The 17769-nt window shown below is 66.5% G+C and carries 9 protein-coding genes and 1 pseudogene; 7 read left to right on the top strand and 3 right to left on the bottom strand.

Annotation, left to right across the window (positions count from 1 at the left end):
* The 4 genes from AC06FE_RS18740 to AC06FE_RS18755 form a co-directional block, all read left to right on the top strand.
* Nucleotides 1-4220 (top strand): DUF7507 domain-containing protein (locus AC06FE_RS18740; RefSeq protein ID WP_478073909.1); only part of this gene is annotated, 4220 nt, incomplete at its 5' end.
* Nucleotides 4217-7942: a hypothetical protein gene (locus tag AC06FE_RS18745; protein WP_313255177.1), complete on the top strand. Its 3726-nt coding sequence runs from the start codon at nt 4217-4219 to the stop codon at nt 7940-7942. The genes AC06FE_RS18740 and AC06FE_RS18745, both read left to right, overlap by 4 nt.
* A 143-nt stretch (nt 7943-8085) precedes the next feature.
* The gene (locus AC06FE_RS18750) at nt 8086-10833 is read left to right on the top strand and encodes a DUF6923 family protein (protein WP_478073910.1); all 2748 of its coding nucleotides are present in this window, start codon (nt 8086-8088) and stop codon (nt 10831-10833) included.
* A 549-nt stretch (nt 10834-11382) separates the two neighbouring features.
* The gene (locus tag AC06FE_RS18755) at nt 11383-12846 is read left to right on the top strand and encodes an aminotransferase-like domain-containing protein (RefSeq protein ID WP_313255181.1); all 1464 of its coding nucleotides are present in this window, start codon (nt 11383-11385) and stop codon (nt 12844-12846) included.
* Nucleotides 12847-12855: 9 nt separating this feature from the next.
* Here the strand turns inward: AC06FE_RS18755 and AC06FE_RS18760 are convergent, their stop codons facing one another.
* From AC06FE_RS18760 to AC06FE_RS18770, 3 genes and pseudogenes are all read right to left on the bottom strand, one after another.
* A complete protein-coding gene (locus AC06FE_RS18760; protein WP_478073911.1) occupies nt 12856-14382 on the bottom strand; it encodes an esterase/lipase family protein in 1527 nt (508 codons plus the stop codon).
* Between the two features lie 221 nt (nt 14383-14603).
* A pseudogene (locus AC06FE_RS18765) lies at nt 14604-15218 on the bottom strand (ATP-binding protein); the annotation flags it as partial.
* A gap of 163 nt (nt 15219-15381) precedes the next feature.
* Nucleotides 15382-15711, bottom strand: coding sequence for a hypothetical protein (locus AC06FE_RS18770; protein ID WP_478073912.1), 330 nt, complete (start codon nt 15709-15711; stop codon nt 15382-15384).
* A 214-nt stretch (nt 15712-15925) separates the two neighbouring features.
* Here AC06FE_RS18770 and AC06FE_RS18775 point away from each other — a divergent pair, with 214 nt between their 5' ends.
* From AC06FE_RS18775 to AC06FE_RS18785, 3 genes are read left to right on the top strand one after another with little or no spacing between them, the layout of a single operon-like run.
* The gene (locus AC06FE_RS18775) at nt 15926-16195 is read left to right on the top strand and encodes a helix-turn-helix domain-containing protein (protein ID WP_478073913.1); all 270 of its coding nucleotides are present in this window, start codon (nt 15926-15928) and stop codon (nt 16193-16195) included.
* A gap of 35 nt (nt 16196-16230) precedes the next feature.
* Nucleotides 16231-17139 (top strand): DNA-processing protein DprA, encoded by a 909-nt coding sequence (locus AC06FE_RS18780; RefSeq protein WP_478073914.1) that lies wholly within the window; start codon nt 16231-16233, stop codon nt 17137-17139.
* Nucleotides 17114-17734: a hypothetical protein gene (locus tag AC06FE_RS18785; protein WP_478073915.1), complete on the top strand. Its 621-nt coding sequence runs from the start codon at nt 17114-17116 to the stop codon at nt 17732-17734. The genes AC06FE_RS18780 and AC06FE_RS18785 overlap by 26 nt, the downstream gene beginning before the upstream one ends.
* The last annotated feature ends 35 nt before the right edge of the window (nt 17735-17769 follow it).

Raw genomic sequence — 17769 nt, forward strand, 5'->3', positions numbered from 1 at the left:
CCGGTCCGTATGGCGTGGGCGATGCGATCAGCTATTCGGTGGTCGCCACCAACAGCGGCAACACGACGCTGACCAACGTGGTGGTCACCGACACCAAGCTGTCGCCGTCGAGCACCACCTGTGCGACGCTGGCACCGGGCGCGAGCTGCACGTTGAGCGGTTCCTATACCGTGCTGCAGGCCGATGCCGATGCAGGCAAGGTGATCAACACCGCCGCGATCACGACCGATACGCCCGGTGCCTGCGCCGTGGCGGCGGATTGTGCGCCGACAGTAACCACGCCAATCACCCAGACGCCGAAGCTGACCTCGACCAAGACGGTGACCTCGACCGGCCCGTATGGCGTGGGCGATGCGATCAGCTATTCGGTGGTCGCCACCAATAGCGGCAACATGACGCTGGCCAACGTCGTGGTCACCGACACCAAGCTGTCGCCGTCGAGCATCACCTGCGCGACGCTGGCACCGGGCGCGAGCTGCACGCTGAGCGGTTCCTACACCGTACTCCAGACCGACGTGGACGCCGGCCAGGTCATCAACACCGCCGCCATCGGCACCGACACCCCGGGCGCCTGCGCCACCGCCGGCGACTGTGCACCGACGGTGACCACGCCGATCACCCAGACCCCGAAGCTGACCTCGACCAAGACCGTGACCTCGACCGGTCCGTATGGCGTTGGCGATGCGATCAGCTATTCGGTGGTCGCCACCAACAGCGGCAACACGACGCTGACCAACGTGGTGGTCACCGACACCAAGCTGTCGCCGTCGAGCACCACCTGCGCGACGCTGGCACCGGGCGCGAGCTGCACGCTGAGCGGTTCCTACACCGTGCTCCAGGCCGACGTGGACGCCGGCCAGGTGATCAACACCGCCACCATCGGCACTGACACCCCGGGCGCCTGCGCCACCGCCGGCGACTGCGCGCCGACGGTGACCACGCCGATCACCCAGACCCCGAAGCTGACCTCGACCAAGACCGTCACTTCGCCGGGCCCGTATGGCGTGGGCGATGCGATCAGCTACTCGGTGGTGGCCACCAACGCCGGCAACATGACCCTGGTCAACGTGCTCGTGGCCGACAGCAAGCTCACCCCGTCCAGCATCGGCTGCACGACGTTGGCGCCGGGCGCGACCTGCACCCTGTCCGGTACGTACACCGTGACCCAGGCCGATGTGGATGCCGGCAAGGTGATCAACACCGCGCTGGTCACCAGCGGTACGCGCGATGCCTGTGCCACCGCGGCGGACTGCGCGCCGACGGTGACCACGCCGGTCGTGCAGAACGCATCGCTGAGCATCGACAAGACCGCCCAGCAGGCCACCTATGCGGTAGTGGGCGAGGTCATCACCTACCAGTACGCGGTGACCAATACCGGCAACGTGACCATCAACGGCCTGCGCGTGGCCGATGACCGGATCGCCACGGTCAACTGCCCGGTGACGTCGCTGGCACCCGCTGCAAGCACGGTCTGCATGGCCAGCTACACCGTCACCCAGGCCGACGTGACTGCAGGCACGGTGACCAACATCGCCACCGCCAACGGCACGCCGACCGGCGGTACGTTGGTGCCGCCGACCGACACGGTGACCATCACCCTGAAGGCACACCCGATCACCGCCAGCGACGATGCGGCGACCACGCCGCAGAACACGCCGGTGACGGTGTCGGTACTGGGCAATGACCGCCTCGACGGCCAACCGGTGGATCCGACGACGGTCACGGTGACCCAGGTCAGCACGCCGGCCAATGGCAATGCGGTGATCAACGCCGACGGCACGGTGACCTACACGCCGGCACCGGGTTTCGCCGGGACCGATACATTCACCTACCGGATCTGCGAGAACGGCAATCCAGCCAACTGCGCGACGGCGACGGTGACCATCACCGTGCTGCCGAACGAAATCGAGGCCAAGGACGACGCCGATACCACCGAGCCGAACACCCCGGTCACCACGCCGGTGACCGGCAACGACACCACCACCGGCATCCCGCTGGATCCGGGCAGCGTCACCGTGGTCACGCCGCCGGCCAATGGCAGCGTCGTGGTCCATCCGGACGGCTCGGTGACCTACACGCCGAACCCGAACTTCACCGGCACGGATACCTACGTCTACCGGGTGTGCGACACCTCCAGGCCGACCGCGTCCTGCGACACGGCCACCGTCGTCATCGTCGTGAAGCCGAACCGCGTCGAGGCCATCGACGACACGGGCAGGACCGAGGTCGACACGCCGGTGAGCGTCAACGTGATCGGCAACGACACCACCACCCGGGTGCCGCTGGATCCGGCGTCGGTGACGGTGCTGACCCCGCCGGGCAATGGCACGGTGAGCTGTGCCGCCGGCAGCTGCGTGTACACGCCGAACCCGGGCTTCGTGGGCCAGGACAGCTTCGTGTACCGGGTCTGCGATCTGTCGGTGCCAACCCCGGTCTGCGACACCGCCACGGTGAACCTGACCGTCGAGGGCAGCACCCAGGTGCGTGTCACCAAGCAGGCCAACCCGCGCGACGTGAAGGTCGGTGACCTGGTCCGCTACACCGTGACGCTGGAAAACATCGGCAGCGTCGACGTCGTGGACGGCACGCTGGTCGATACGCCGCCGGCCGGCTTCACCCTGGTCGAGGGCTCGCTGGAAGTGGCGGACCGTGACGGCGTTGGCCGCCAAGTCGGCAGCCATCCGATCCGCGTGGACCAGATCGACATCGCCAGTGGTGGCCGTGCCACGGTCAGCTACCTGCTGCGCGTGGGCGCCGGCGTGCGCGCCGGCCTGCACACCAACACGGCGGAGATGCATGACAACGGCAGCCGTGTCTCCAACGTGGCCACCGCCACGGTGCAGATGGTGGCCGACCCGATGACCGACGAATCCACCCTGATCGGTACCGTGTTCGACGACCGCGACGGTGATGGCTGGCAGGACAGCGCCGAAATGACCGACGTGCGCGTGCAGGGCGGTTTCGCCGCCGGCGCATACATCGCCAGTTCCACCACGGTCGATCACGGCAAGGGGCCGCAACCCGAGCCCGACGCCAGTGCGCCGCTGCTGCATGGCATCGCCATCGGCCGCATCGGTGGGCGCCAGTCCGACGCCGATCCGGCGCAGGCACGCGAGGTGGTGGTCAGCCAGCTGCTGCGTGCGCCCGAGTTCACCGGCGACTTCGTGCTGACCACCGGCCAGGGCACGACGCTGCGCATGGATGCGGCCGGCACCACCGTGGTCAGCGCCGACGGCGGCGACGCCGCCCGCGGCCTGACCGCGGCCGTGCCGAGCGTGGAACGGCGCATCAGCCAGGTCGAGGGCGGCTACCGCGTGGACTACGTCATCCGCAACGAAGGCGTGGACGAGCGTGGCATCCCGGGCGTGCGCATCGCCTCGGTCGAAGGGCTGCTGGTGGAGACCGACCAGTTCGGTCGCTACAACCTGATCGGCATCGACGGCGGACGCGACGAGCGCGGTCGCAACTTCATCCTGAAGGTGGATCCGGCCACCCTGCCGCCGGGCAGCGTGTTCACCACGGCCAACCCGTTGGTACGCCGCATCACCCCGGGGCTGCCGGTGCGCTTCGACTTCGGCGTGAAGCTGCCGCCGGGCCTGGTCAAGGGGCAGGGCACGCAGCAGGTGGAGATGGAGCTGGGCCAGGTGATGTTCGCTCCGGCCAGCGCGCAGATCCGCAGCCAGTACCAGCCGATGATCGGCCGCATGGCCGAGCAGGTCCGCGCCCACGACGGTGGGGAGGTGGTGATCGGCGCGCAGGGCGAGGACGAGCTGCTGGCCTTCGAGCGCGCCGTGGCGGTGCGCAAGGCGCTGGTGGCCGAACTGCCCGCCGAGGTCGCCGCGCGTACCCGGGTCAGCCTGCGCACGGTGACCACCGATGCGGACAGCACGGTGGTGGGGCTGTCGTCCTGGCCGGTGCTGGGCAACGTGCTGTTCGACACCGACACCGCAAACATCAAGCCGGAGTACGGCGCGCTGCTGCGTAGCATCGGTGCGTACCTGGTGGAGATGGACGGCCGGGTGGTGAAGATCACCGGCCATGCCGACCGCCGGGCTTCCGATGCCCACAACGACGCACTGGGGATGCGTCGTGCGCGGGCGGTGCTGGATGCCATCACCGCCGCCATGCCCGAAGCGCAGCGGAAGGATGTTCGAGTCGAAATCGTCCCTGGCGAGCTCAACGCCTCATCTGAGCGTGCTGTCCAGGAGGCCAAGCCATGAAGATGAAACTGTTGGATTACGCACTGCTGTGCGCGCTGTCGGGCATGGCCCCGGCGGTCTACGCCCAGGCCGCGCAGGCGCCGGCCATTGCCCGTGGCCCGGCAACCGACGCGGTCGAGCCAGCCTGTGATGCCGCAGGCTGCAATGGGCAGGAAGGCATGCTGTTCCGCATCAACAGCCGCGGCAAGCGCGAGACCGTGGTGCCACAGGCAGCCAGCGGTTCGGCTGCACTGGCCCCGGACCGCCGGGTATCGGTGGAAGCGGAGAAGCCGGGCAATGAGGCGGCGATGCCGTTGCAGCCGGGCCAGGCCGTGGCCATTGGCAAGTGGTCGCTGCAGCTGCCCAATGGCGGCGTGATCTGGGCCACGGAAGACCCCAACCTGGGCAAGCCGTCCTTCAGCCTGTCGGCACCGTCGCTGGTGCCGTTCGATGGCAGCCGCATCACCAAGCCGGTGCAGTTCTACGCCTTCAACAACTATTCGGCCTTCATCCAGCGTGCCGAGGTGCGGGTGTTCCGTGCCTCCGACACCGACCTGGTCGATCCGGTCGCCACCGTCGCCTTGCCGGTGGCCGCTTCTACCACGCTGGAATGGGATGGCGGCCTGCCGTCCGGTTACCGGCCCAAGGTGGGTGACGAACTGGTCTACATCGTGCGTGCCTACGGTGCCGATGGCAGCGTCGACGAAACCTACCCGAGCCGGCTGCAGCTGGTGCGCCCGGAAGAAGCCGAGCGCGGCACGCAGATGCTGCGCAACGCGGTGGAGCGCAGCAAGGGTGCTGCGTTCAGCACCGACGATGCGCAGCTGCAGAGCCTGGTCGACCAGAGCTTCGGCCGCGACAGCCTGCGCCAGCAGAACATCCCGATCTACGGCTCGCGCATCCGCATCCAGGGCCGCAACCTGCCCGAGCAGGCCAGTGTCCGCATCAACGGCCAGATGCAGCCGGTGGACATGGAGAGCAAGCTGGTCGCCGAGTACCTGGTGCCGGTGGGCCAGCACCGCTTCGACATCGACATCAGTGCCGGCACCCATGGCATGACGGTGCGCGACCAGCTGGACATCGACGTCACCGGCCGCTACATGTTCGCCGTGGCACTGGCCGACTTCACCCTGTCTGGCAACAGCGTGTCCGGCTCGCTGGAACCGCTGGGCCAGGACGATCGCTACGAGAAGGACCTGGTGGTCGACGGCCGCCTGGCGTTCTATCTGAAGGGAAAGGTCAAGGGCAAGTACCTGGTCACCGCGCAGGCCGATACCCAGGAGCGCGAAGTCAACGAGATGTTCCGTGGCTTCTGGGATGCCGATCCGCAGGACGTGTTCCGCCGCCTGGACCCGGACCAGTACTACCCGGTCTATGGCGACGACTCCACCACCTACCGCGACGTGGACACGCAGGGGCGGCTGTACGTCCGGGTGGACTGGGACAAGAGCCAGGCCCTGTGGGGCAACTTCAACACCGGCTTCACCGGCACCGAGTACGGCCAGTATTCGCGTTCGCTGTACGGCGGCGCGCTGAACTGGCGCAGCCGCGCGACCAACCCGTGGGGCGATGCCCGCAGCGAAGTGCGCGCGTTCGGCTCGGAGGCGCAGACCGCGCCGGGCCACAGCGAATTCCTCGGCACCGGCGGCAGCCTGTACTACCTGCGCCACAACGACATCCTGCCGGGTTCGGAGAAGGTCGCCATCGAGATCCGCGACGCCACCACTGGCCGCGTGGAGAAGCGCATCGACCTGCAGCCCGGTGCCGACTACCAGGTCGACAACTTCCAGGGCCGGTTGATCCTGTCCGACGCGCTGTCCATCGTCACACGGGACGGGCTGCCGCGCCTGTCGCGCGACACCCCGCTGGACGGCTACACCCAGGTGCTGCTGGTCGACTACGAATACCTGCCGACCGGCTTCAACCCCGATGAGGTCACCGCGGGCGTGCGTGCCAAGCATTGGTTCGGCGACCACGTTGGCGTGGGAGCCACCTACGTCGATGAGAACCGGGCCGGCGACGACTACACGCTGGCGTCGGCCGACCTCACCCTGCAGGCCGGGCGCGGCACCTACGTGAAGGTGGAACGTGCCCGCACCGAGTCCACCAGCGCCCCGGTGTTCTATTCGGAAAACGGCGGCCTGACCTTCGCCGAGCTCAACTCCGGCCTGGGCGCACGCCGCCAGGGCGATGCCACCTCGGTGGAGGCGCGCGTCAACTTCAAGGAAATGGGCTGGACCGCGCTGGACTGGTCGGCCGGCGCGTGGATGCGCCGTGTCGACGCCGGCTACTCGATCGCCCGCTACGACACCGGCGAGGAGGTGCGTGAGCACGGCGCCGAGTTCCGTGGCCAGCTCAGCCCGGACATCGACCTCTACGGCCGCTACAGCCGCGCCGAGCGCGGCGCGGAGTACCTGGAGCAGAGCCAGCTGACCGGCGAATGGCGCATCACCGACGTCGACACCCTGAGTGCCGAGCTGCGCCGTGTCGACGAGAACCGCTACACCGGGCAGGGCATCGGCACGCTGGGCGCACTGCAGTACAAGCGTCGCTTCGGCAACATGCTCGACCTGTATGGCACCGCGCAGGTCACCCTGGACGATGATGGTGGCAAGTACGAAAGCAATGATGCGGTCACGCTGGGCGGCAACTACCAGTTCGGCAACCTCTCCAGCGTCGGTGCGGAAGTCACCCAGGGTGATCGCGGCGATGCGGCGCAGGTCAATGCCGAGTACCGGCTGACCCCGGACCATTCGATCTACGGCAACTACACCTTCACCAACGCCACCAGCAGCAGCTACGACTCGTTGTTCAGCCCGACCCAGCGTGATGGCTGGACGCTGGGCCAGCGTTGGCGCCTGTCCAACCAGGTCAACGTGTTCAACGAGAGCCAGTACCTGAAAGCACCGAACGAAACCGGGCTGGCCCACACCTTCGGCATGGACTTCTATCCGGGCGTGGGCTGGAACCTGGGCTTCCAGCTGCAGGATGCGGAACTGGACCGCGGCACCGGCAACATCAACCGGCGTGCGGTCAGCCTCAGCGGTGGCCGCACCTCGTCGGCCACGCAGTGGAGCAGCAAGCTGGAGTGGCGCAAGGACAGCGGCGCCGAGCGCCGCGTGCAGTGGGTGACCACCAACGCGTTGACCCACAAGTTCAGCGAGAGCCTGCGCATCGCCGCGCGCTTCAACTACTCCGATACCGACGACGCGCTGGATCCGCTGGCCGGGGCGAAGTTCATCGAAGGCAACCTCGGCTTCGCCTACCGCCCGTTCAACAGTACCCGCTGGGGGCTGCTGGGCCGCTACACGTACCTGTACGACGTCTCCACGCTGGCGCAGGACACCAGCAGCGCCTACTACGACCAGCGCAGCCAGGTGCTGTCGTTCGAGGGCGTGTACCGCCCGCTCAACCACTGGGAATTCGCGCTCAAGGCGGCTCGCCGCGAGGGCGAAGTGCGGATGGGCCGCATGACCGGGGCCTGGGCCGATTCGGCGGCGACGTTCCTGGCCGGGCAGGTGCGCTATGGCGTCACCACCAACTGGCACGCACTGGCCGAGTACCGCTCGCTGGCGGTCAAGGACGGTGGCCGCCGGCAGGGTGCCCTGGTGGGGCTGGACCGCGACATCGGCCGTAACTTCCGCGTCGGCGTCGGCTACAACTTCACCGACTTCAGCGACAAGCTCACCGATTTCGACTACGACCACCGGGGGTGGTTCCTCAACGTGGTGGGCAGCTACTGATGCGCGGACCGGTGGCGCGGCTGGCCCGCGCCATCCCTTCGGGAAGCACCTGCGGGCTTCCCGTCATTGAACCAAACCAAGCGGCGCGCGCCTGGCCCGGTGGCCGGGTGCGACGCCAGAGAGTCATGGGGGACAGGATCTTGATGAGTTGGAAGAAAGCCATCGTGGTGGTGGCGGCCGGTGCACTGGCTGGCCACGTCGTGCCGGCCAAGGCGCAGTTCGTGGTCAATGCCAGCTTCCAGAACACCACCGCGCCAGGCTGGTCGATCCCGAAGGTGGACAACGCCAGCACCGTGGATGACAGCAACATCCTCACCGGCGGCTACGGCGCGATCTCCGATACCAACACCAACGATGCCAACGGCAGTGGCTGGCTGCGCCTGACCACCAAGCGGCAGAACCAGGCCGGCGTCAGCCTGTACACCGGCTCGGGCTTCCCGTCTTCCAGCGGCGTGCTGCTGGAGTTCGACTACGTCAGCTGGGGCGGCGTGGCATCCAATGGCGCCGATGGCATCAGTGCGTTCCTGTACGACGCCAACGGCAGCATGGCCGGCGCCAAGCCGGGCGCGAGCCTGGGCTTCTGCCACGGCAACGGTGGCTACCTGGCGGTGGCGCTGGACGAATTCGGCAACTTCTCCAGCGACGCACGGACGGTGACCGATGCCTGCACCGGCATCACGCCGCACGGCGCCACCCGCCAGCCGCAGAGCATCGCCATTCGTGGCCCGGTCGGCAGCGGCAACCCTTACGTGGCCGGCCTGACCCTGCCCGGTGGGCAGACCCTGGACGTGACCGGCGTGACCTCGCGCCCGACGACCAACCGGCGCGTGCGCCTGGTGCTGGTCCCCAAGGGCAGCGGCACCGGCTACCGGGTGAACGTGTTCTACGGCGCAACGCCGGAGACCATGACCCAGTTGATCAGCAACCAGGACTTCGCCTACGCGGCCCCGGCCAACCTGCGGTTGGGCTTTGGCGGCTCCACCGGCGGCTACGTCAACGTGCATGAGGTGCGCGAGGTGTTCGTGCGTGCCCCGGCCGACCTGGTGGTGACCAAGCAGGTGTCCACGCCGCAGGCCGCCAAGGGCGACCGGCTCAGCTACACCGTCACCCTGACCAACAAGGACATCAACGCCGTCGACGCGGGCAACCAGGCCCCGACGATCACCCCGGCCAACGCGGCGCTGTTCAGTGACAGCCTGCCCAGCCAGCTGCGCGATGCCACCTGGACCTGCAGCGCATCGAGCGGCTCGACCTGCCCGGCCGCCAGCGGCACCGGCAGCATCAGCACCAGCAACTACACGCTGGCCCCGGGCGGCGTGCTGACCTTCAGCATCACCGGCTACGTCACCGACAGCGCGCAGTGCAACGCCACCGTCAGCAACACCGCCGCAGCCGTGTTCCCGGCAAGCTCCGGTTTCTCGGACATGAACCCGGACGACAACAGCGCCACCGCCAACTTCACCGTGCTGTGCCCGGCGCCGTTTGCCACGTGCCCCACCGATGCCTTCGTCACCCGTGACAGCAACCTCTACACCATGGACCTGAGCACCGGTGCCATGAGCCTGCTCGGCACCAGTGGCCCGCTGGCCAACAGCGGCGTCAACGGCATCGGCTTCCGCCAGCAGGACGGCTACCTGTGGGGCTACTACAAGGGCACCGGTGCCGGCGACGTACCGCGGCTGGTGCGCATCGGCCAGAACGGCGTGGCCGACCTGCCGTTCGCCGCGGCGCCGGGCGGGCTGGGCTTCAGCGGACAGTTCGTCGTCGCCGACATCCAGCCGGGGACCGGCTACTACGCCGCCGCCAACGCCGGCAGCCTCTATTACATCAACGTGGCCACCAACGCCGTGGTCGGTTCGCCGGTGGCCACGACCGCCTTCGCGCAGTCCTCGGACATGGCCTTCCACCCGACCGATGGCAACATCTACGGCGTCAACAACACCACGGGGGTGGTGTTCCGGGTCAACTCCGCCACGGGTGCCAAGGTGGACCTGCCGCTGGCACTGCCGCTGTCACCGGGCAGCGGTGGTTGGGGCGGCATCTTCTTCGACAGCGCGGGCACGATGTACGCCTACCGCTCGGGTGCGACCACGCCGCCGGGCCTGGTCTATCGGATCTTCAACGTCAGTGGCAGCGGCGGTGCGATGTTCTACGACGTGCTGGCACCCAATGCCCCCACCTCCAGCAACCTGGACGGTGCACGGTGCCCGGCCGCGCCGCCGCCGGCCCTGCCGCCGGTGATCGCGCTGAGCAAGACCACCACCGGCGCGACCGGTGGACCGTTCTCCTTCGCGCTGACCAATACCCGCACCCATGCCAGCGGCCAGGTGACCACCACCACCGCCGGTACGCCGACGCAGGTGGACGCGGACGGCAACGCCGCCAACGGCGTGCAGCCCTACACGGTGGACGTGACCGCGCAGGCGGTGACCATCAGCGAGACGGTCGCCCCGGGCTGGCGGTTGGCGTCGGCGACCTGCCGGAACAGCCAGGGGACGGTGCTGGGCGCTCTCAACGGCAGCACCTACACGCTGCCGGCCGGCGCGCTGGCCACCTCGCAGGTCTACCAGTGCGAGTTCGTCAACGAGCGCAGTGATGTCGACCTGTACATCACCAAGACCAACAACGCTGCTGCGGTGGTGCCGGGCACGCCGTTCGACTACACGCTGGTGATCGGCAACAAGGGGCCGCAGCCGGCGGACGGCGCGGTCGTGCGCGACCCTGCGGTGGCTGGCCTGGCGTGCAGTGCGTTGACCTGCACCAGCACTGGCGGCGCCAGCTGCCCGACACCGCTTACCGTGGCCGCGCTGCAGTCGACCACCGGCCTGATGATTCCCGGCCTGCCGAAGGACAGCAGCGTGGAGCTGAAGCTGCGTTGCAGCGCCGACTGAGCGCCACCGGCACCTGCGCATCGTGCGCAGGTGCCGACGTCCCGTTGCAAGGCTGCGATGGGACGAAGCGATCCATTGCTGGATCTGTGCGCGGAAGCGCGGCTATCACCGGCATCCGGCGTGCTTTGTTGATGCCGCTGGCGTGAAAGCCAGATGAAACCCTTATCGGGCCTTGCCGCGCTTTGTGGCAGGGCTGACACGCGACGACATCGTGCGTGGAGCGAGCGCCGTGCCGAGGGACGTTCAATGCGATGGCTGGATCGGCCCATGCAGATCCATGTCAGCACCGACATGTTCTGCAAGGTTTTCCACTGCGCCCGGCGCCGCATCTGGTACACATAAGAAGTCGCCTGTGCTGTTGCCCAACCGGGATGGAGCGTTGCGTTGCACGCTTCGCGCGGAGGTACAGTTTGCGACGACAGTAGCGGCGCGCTGCGATGCGGGCCCCGATGCTTCAGGCATCCATGGAGAGTCCGCTCGCCGACGGGCACACGCGTTGGGTCCGTCATCCCTGTGGCGCGATTGGACGCATCTGCCGTATGGACAACCATGACTGTCGACTATCCCCCTCTCTCCCTGGCTGAAAAAGTCGCCACCGATATCGGCCGGCAGATACTGGCCGGCGCGCTCAAGCCCGGTGACAAGCTTCCCTCCCTGCGCGAGTACGCCCGATTGAACGGCTACTCCAAGAACACCGTGATCGCCGCCTTCGATCTGCTCAGCGAGCGCGCCCTGGTCGAGCCACACCATGGCAAGGGCTTCTACGTGCGCGAAATGGCCGGGTTGGGCGAGCGCGATACCGACGAGGATCCACCGGCCTACAACCAGGCCATCGACACCATCTGGCTGATGCGCCAGCAGGCGGTGCGCGAACCCGGCCGCGCGCATCTGGGCGAGGGCTTCCCGCCGGTGGAGTGGCTGATGGACATGCGCGTGGACCGCTTCCACCGGCATATCGTCCGCTCCGGCGTGGCCAACCTGTTCCGCTACGGCAACCGCTACGGTCACCTGCCGCTGCGCCAGCACCTGGTCCGCCGGCTGGCCGGCTACGGCATCGAGGTCGGCCCCCGGCAGGTGGTGACCACCTTCGGTGCCAACCACGCCCTGGACATCATCATCCGCTGCCACGTGCGTCCCGGCGACACGGTGCTGGTCGAGGAGCCGGGCTACCACCCGCTGTACGGCAAGCTGCGCCTGCAGGGGGCCAACCTGGTGGCGGTGCCGCGGCGCGCCGATGGCCCGGACCTGGCCGTGCTGGAGTCCATCCTGCAGCGGAACAAGGTGCGCCTGTTCTTCATGCAGTCGGTGGCCCACAACCCCACCGGCACCGATATCTCGGCCGACGTCGCGCAGCGCCTGGCCAAGCTCGCGGCCGCGCATGACCTGCTGGTCGTCGACAACGATGCGATGGCCGACTTCAAGGCCAACGCCACGCCGCGCGTATCGGCGATGGCACAGCTGAAGAACGTCATCTACGTCGGCAGTTTCTCCAAATCGGTGTCCGCCTCGCTGCGGGTGGGCTTCATCGCCGGCGACAAGGCCCACGTCGAGGAACTGGCCGACATCAAGCTGCTGCTGCACCTGGGAGGCAGCGAGTACGCCGAGCGGGTGCTGGAGGCGATGCTGCGTGGGGGCAACTTCCTGCGCCACGTCAAACGCCTGCAGGATCGCGCCCGCGCGGCCACCACCAGGGGCCTGGAGGTGCTGCACGGCATGGGCGCCACCGTGTTCGCCGAACCGGCGCAGAGCCTGTACCTGTGGGCGCGCTTTGCCAACATCACCGACACCCACCAGTTGACCACGCGGTTGTTGTCGCGCGGCGTGGTGCTGGCCCCGGGCGCATTGTTCCAGCTGGATCCGGAACGGGTCTCGCCGTGGACGCGGTTGAACGTGGCCTACCTCAACGAGCCGGTGTTCGTGGACAGCCTCAACCAGGAGCTGGACCGGGCCGCGGGAACCGCGTCGCCGCTGGCACGCCCGGGGCTGTTCACGCCGCCGGAATGGGGCCGCTGAGCGCGGCCCTCACCGCCAGGCCGACAGGGACAGCTTCAGCTCGGCGGCGAAGCCCTTGGCCGAGCGCAGCGGCACCGAGAACACATCCGGTGCCTGCTGCACGATGCCGATCGCCTTGGTGCGCGCGGCGTCGAGCTCGGCCTCGTTCTTCGGCCCGCCGGCCCACTGGTCGTCGCTCCAGACATAGCGCAGGCGCCAGCCACCGCCATCGGCCGGCTTGGCGAACAGCACCAGCGTATTGCGGAACAGGTGCTCGCCCGGGATGTGGTTCTTCAGGAACAGCGCGCCATCGACCTCGTAGCCGGCATTGCATACCGCCAGGTCGATGGAGAAGGCGATCTCGCTGCCGGCCATGATCCTGCCGCTGTCCAGGAACACCGAGAACAGCACCGGCGAGCGTGCCTCGCGGCGCACGCTGCCGTCGGCATTGAACATCTCGTCGTAGCTGCGCCGGATGGCGCACTGGTTGGCCTGCGTGCGCGAGGTCAGCTCGTAGGTATACGCACCGCGCGGGGCGACCGTGGACTCGATGTAGTAGGAGGACTGGATCTTCTTGCCCTTGCGGCGCGCGGCCTCGATCTCGGGCGGGAAGGGCAGGGCGGTGATGTCCAGCTGCGCCGTGGCGCAGGTATCGCCGAACAGGAAGCGCACCAGGTTCTGGTAGCCCTCCTCGGAATTGACGATGCCGAAGTAGCCACTGTGGCTGCGGTTGACGAAGGCGCGCGGCGCGCCTTCCACGTAGGCGTTGGCGATGCGCACCAGGCCATCGCTCAGCGCGCCCACCGCGAACGAGGACAGGCCATGCGCGGCGGCGTAGTCGCGGCTGTTGGTGCCGATCAGGCAGAACATGCGTTGCGGCGGGAACTCCGCCTTGCCCAGCGTGTTGACCTTGTCCTTGGGCACCTTGAGGTACTTGCCCATATTGGTGCGGTTGAAGTTGTTCAGGTCATTGATCGACAGCAGGTTGGGCAGGTTGATCCCGCCGACCTCGATGCCGTTGTGCGGGGTGGCGTAGGTGAACACCTTGTCGACCATCGCACGGGTCTGTGCACTGGCCACCTCCGGGTTCTGCAGCAGGCAGCGGCAGATCAGCCCGCCCATCGAATGGGCGACCAGGTAGACGCGGAAGTCGCGGCGCATGGCGGCGTTGTTGCCGCAGACGCTGTCACGCAATTCCTCGATGCGCCGCCCCAGGCTGGTGGCGGCGTCGATGATGGACGGTGTCCGGCCATCGCCGAAGGCCGGGTCGGCCGGGTCGTAGTAGCGGTGGATGACGATGCAGCGCGGCGAGATGCGGTCGCGCCGCTCGGCCCCGAACTCGTACACATCGCGGTAGTTGTGGTCCTTCATCAGCCGCACCAGCGGCGACTCGAACACGAACTTCACCACCGAGCCGTCCTGCGCCTGGCGCATCTTGGTCGAGCCCGCCTCGAAACCCATGAACGGCGTGGACGTGGTTTCCACGATCTCGTCGCGGGTCATCGCATAGCCGCGCACGTAGATGATCGGGTAATAGGGGCGTTCGATGCGTTCCATGGGACGGCTCCGTCGCTGCACGCGGGAATGGTGGGCGGATTGTTGGCCAGTTGCATGAATCGGGGAAGCGTCGCGTCTCACATGATCGCGCCTTCCCTGGCCCTCCCTGCACCGGGCGCGCCGTTGCGCAGGCCATTGCCGACCGTCACGGGCCCGCTTCCGCCCTCCCGCAAGGGGTGGGGCCGTTGATCGCCCCTGACGCCCCAACGCCACACGCAGGACTACCGCGGGTCCCCCGCCGCGCTCCCGCGATCCAGCTGCCGGTACCCGATCGCCTCGGTCAGGTGCGCCCGTTCAATCGCCGCGGCACCCGCCAGATCAGCGATGGTCCGTGCCACCCGCAGGATGCGATGCATCGAGCGTGCCGACAGCTGCAGCCGTTCCATCGCCTGTTCGAGCAGGTTGTGGTCGGCCGCCTGCAACGTGCAATCGCGCAGGGTTTCCGATTGCCCCAGGTGCGCGTTGGCCTTGCCGGCCCGCGCCAGCTGCCGGTGACGTGCCTGCATCACCCGCGCACGCACGGTCGCGCTGTCCTCGCCCGGTGGTGCATCACCGCGCAGTTCCGCCGGCGGCAGGCGCGGCACCTGCAGGTGCAGGTCGATGCGGTCCAGCAGCGGTCCGGAGATACGCGCCCGGTAGCGGCGGATGGCTTCCAGCGGGCACCGGCAGCGGCCACTGGCATCCCCCACCCAGCCGCATGGGCACGGGTTCATCGCGGCGACGAGCTGGAACCGCGCCGGAAATTCCAGGCTGCGCGCCGCCCGCGACACGGTGACCGTGCCCGACTCCAGTGGTTCGCGCAGTACCTCCAGGGCCTGGCGGTTCCATTCCGGCATTTAGCGGTTGTCAACCATTTTCCCAAAAGGTTGTCATGGTTCGAACCACCCGGGCGGCCCTTCGGAGCAGGCTCGGCCTATGCACGCGCGCTATCCAGATTGTCCGCCACTGATACTCAGAAGATAGCGCACTGCCTTCTCCGAGTCGTGCATTGCAACCGCTTCAAACAACGTGCGGTAGTTCAGAACGGGTAGGGGCATCGAATTGTTGATCTTCTTCCCCGTCGGGCGCGCCGTACTTCGCGTCAAAGGCTGCTTTGATGCCTCGGAAAGTCTGGAGCTCGAAGACAGCGCCACCCTGCTCTTGGAGCTCCAAGCTCACCTGAGTGGGTTTGCCTTGTTTGAAGAAGAACAATGCGTCGAAAACGTGGTCTTGGACGCTCGCATTTGGAAGCCGAAGCAGTTCACGGCTTCCATCCGTCAGTTGCGCCGGTGTTGATGGGAGGATGGCCTTGGGGAACTGTCGTTGAATTGCCGCAAGGGACATCCCCACCTGGGAGTCTTTCCACAGGGCTTGGGAGTGAGCTGGCACTGCAATACAGCACAGCAGAATCGCAAAGACTGAGATAACCAGTTGCCATCTGCGGGGTGCATCCCTTCGGTCTTCCTCTAGCTGTTCGCCTAGATCAGAATATCCGAATACCGGGTATCCTATTATCCGAATTTGAAGAATAGATTGAGGGCCATCCGATCAGGAGGGCCCCGACGTGGCAAAGAGTCTCTATCGCCCTGAAAACCTTGAATTGGCCGCCATCTTCCGGGAATTGCGAGAGGCAGCCGGTCAAACCCAGACCCAGTTCGCCAAGCGGTTGGGACGCGGCCAGACCTACGTGAGTAATGTAGAACTTGGGATCAAGCGTCTGGATCTCATTGAAGTGCGAGACTATTGCATGGCGCTAGGCGTCCCCCTTGGGGCACTGGTGACGCAATGGGAAAGACGGATACCGGCACCTACGTTTAGGCTTGACCAAGCCTAAAGCCAGTTGATCGAACCAGGAGACCCTTCCTTAGCATGCAATACCCGCACTCCGATGGACCTTTTAACGCGATTACGCCCATTGATGAGCTCGGGGCCTATGAAGCGCTGTGGGCGTCGGGGAAGGTCAGTTTCCGGAAGATCTCCGAGGTAGTGCACGCCACAGGCGCACCGTTGCTCACAAGCCTTGTCAGCCGAACGGACGTCGACACCCACGCCGACTTGGCACTGGCCCTTCTGGCTACCAAGGGGGTCAAAGACTTTGGGATCCACGTACGGTCGGACGCTAGTTACCCCGACCAGCTGCTCGATGCCGAATACCCGGTTGAACTGCTCTATTTCCGGGGCGAGTGGGAGCTGGTGTACACGCCGTCGGTGGCAATCGTCGGGACGCGCCAAGCCTCTGCGGAGGGCCTCGCCAGGACAAAGCGCTTGAGCCGCATGTTGGTCGAGGACGGATATACCATCGTGTCCGGATTGGCCCGTGGCATCGATACCGCTGCGCACACCGCTGCAATCGAAGCTGGTGGGCACACCATTGCGGTGATCGGCACCTCGATCGCTGCCGTCTATCCGCCGGAGAATGCCTCACTGCAAGAGGACATTGCGACCAATCACTTGCTGATCAGCCAGGTTCCCATTGTACGCCATAGTCGGCAAGGGCCCGCAGGCAATAAGTTATTCTTCCCGGAACGCAATATCACCATGTCCGCCCTGACACGGGCCACGATCATTGTCGAAGCGGGTGAGAGTTCCGGGACATTGATCCAGGCCCGTGCTGCCTTGAAACAGGATGGACGCAAACTCTTCATCCTGGATAGTTGCTTTCGCAACTCCAAGCTGACGTGGCCTGCGCGCTTCGAAGCCTTGGGTGCGATTCGGGTGCGGGACTATTCGGACATCCAAAGGGAATTGGGCAGTGCTGAAACGCCTGACGCAGATTGATGCGCTGACGCGCGCACAACATCACTATCTCAGGCGAGAAGACGAGGTCTTCTACTTCGTCGAATACACGGCACGGCAGGGGTACACCTATGGGCCGGGCAACCAGTTGATCACGAATTTCAAATGCGAGGTCAATCAACGCGAGACGCCACGTTGGGCCTTCAAAGTCGACGCGATCAATCTTGTGGGACAAGGCATTGCCGAATGTATGAATCCTCGCGCCTTGCAAGGCACTACCTTTGTACCTGTTCCACCCTCCAAGACCCACGATGATCCCGCCTACGACGATCGCTGCGTAGAGGCGCTACGTGCCGCTAGCCGATTCGCGGGCCACGCCATCGACGTCAGGGAGCTGGTTGTGCAAGTTGAAAGCACGCCCGCATCCCATGAGAGCGAGGCCCGGCTTCATGCAGAAGAACTGATTGCGAACTACCGCATCGATGACGCACTCGCCGCACCACCTCCGAGGGATATCGTCGTGTTCGACGACGTCTTGACAACTGGCTCGCACTTCAAAGCCATGCAGCACGTGCTCAAGGAACGATTCCCTGATATCGCCGTGCGTGGGCTGTTCATTGCAAGGCGCCGTATCTAGATCACATACGACAGGAATGCCGCATTGGCGGTGCG

This window comes from Stenotrophomonas sp. Steno-C18, assembly GCF_056393195.1.

Coding starts and splice junctions, on each gene's coding strand:
- AC06FE_RS18745 (WP_313255177.1), top strand. CDS start 4,217: ATGAAGATGAAACTGTTGGATTACGCACTGCTGTGCGCGCTGTCGGGC.
- AC06FE_RS18750 (WP_478073910.1), top strand. CDS start 8,086: ATGAGTTGGAAGAAAGCCATCGTGGTGGTGGCGGCCGGTGCACTGGCT.
- AC06FE_RS18755 (WP_313255181.1), top strand. CDS start 11,383: ATGACTGTCGACTATCCCCCTCTCTCCCTGGCTGAAAAAGTCGCCACC.
- AC06FE_RS18760 (WP_478073911.1), bottom strand. CDS start 14,382: ATGGAACGCATCGAACGCCCCTATTACCCGATCATCTACGTGCGCGGC.
- AC06FE_RS18780 (WP_478073914.1), top strand. CDS start 16,231: ATGCAATACCCGCACTCCGATGGACCTTTTAACGCGATTACGCCCATT.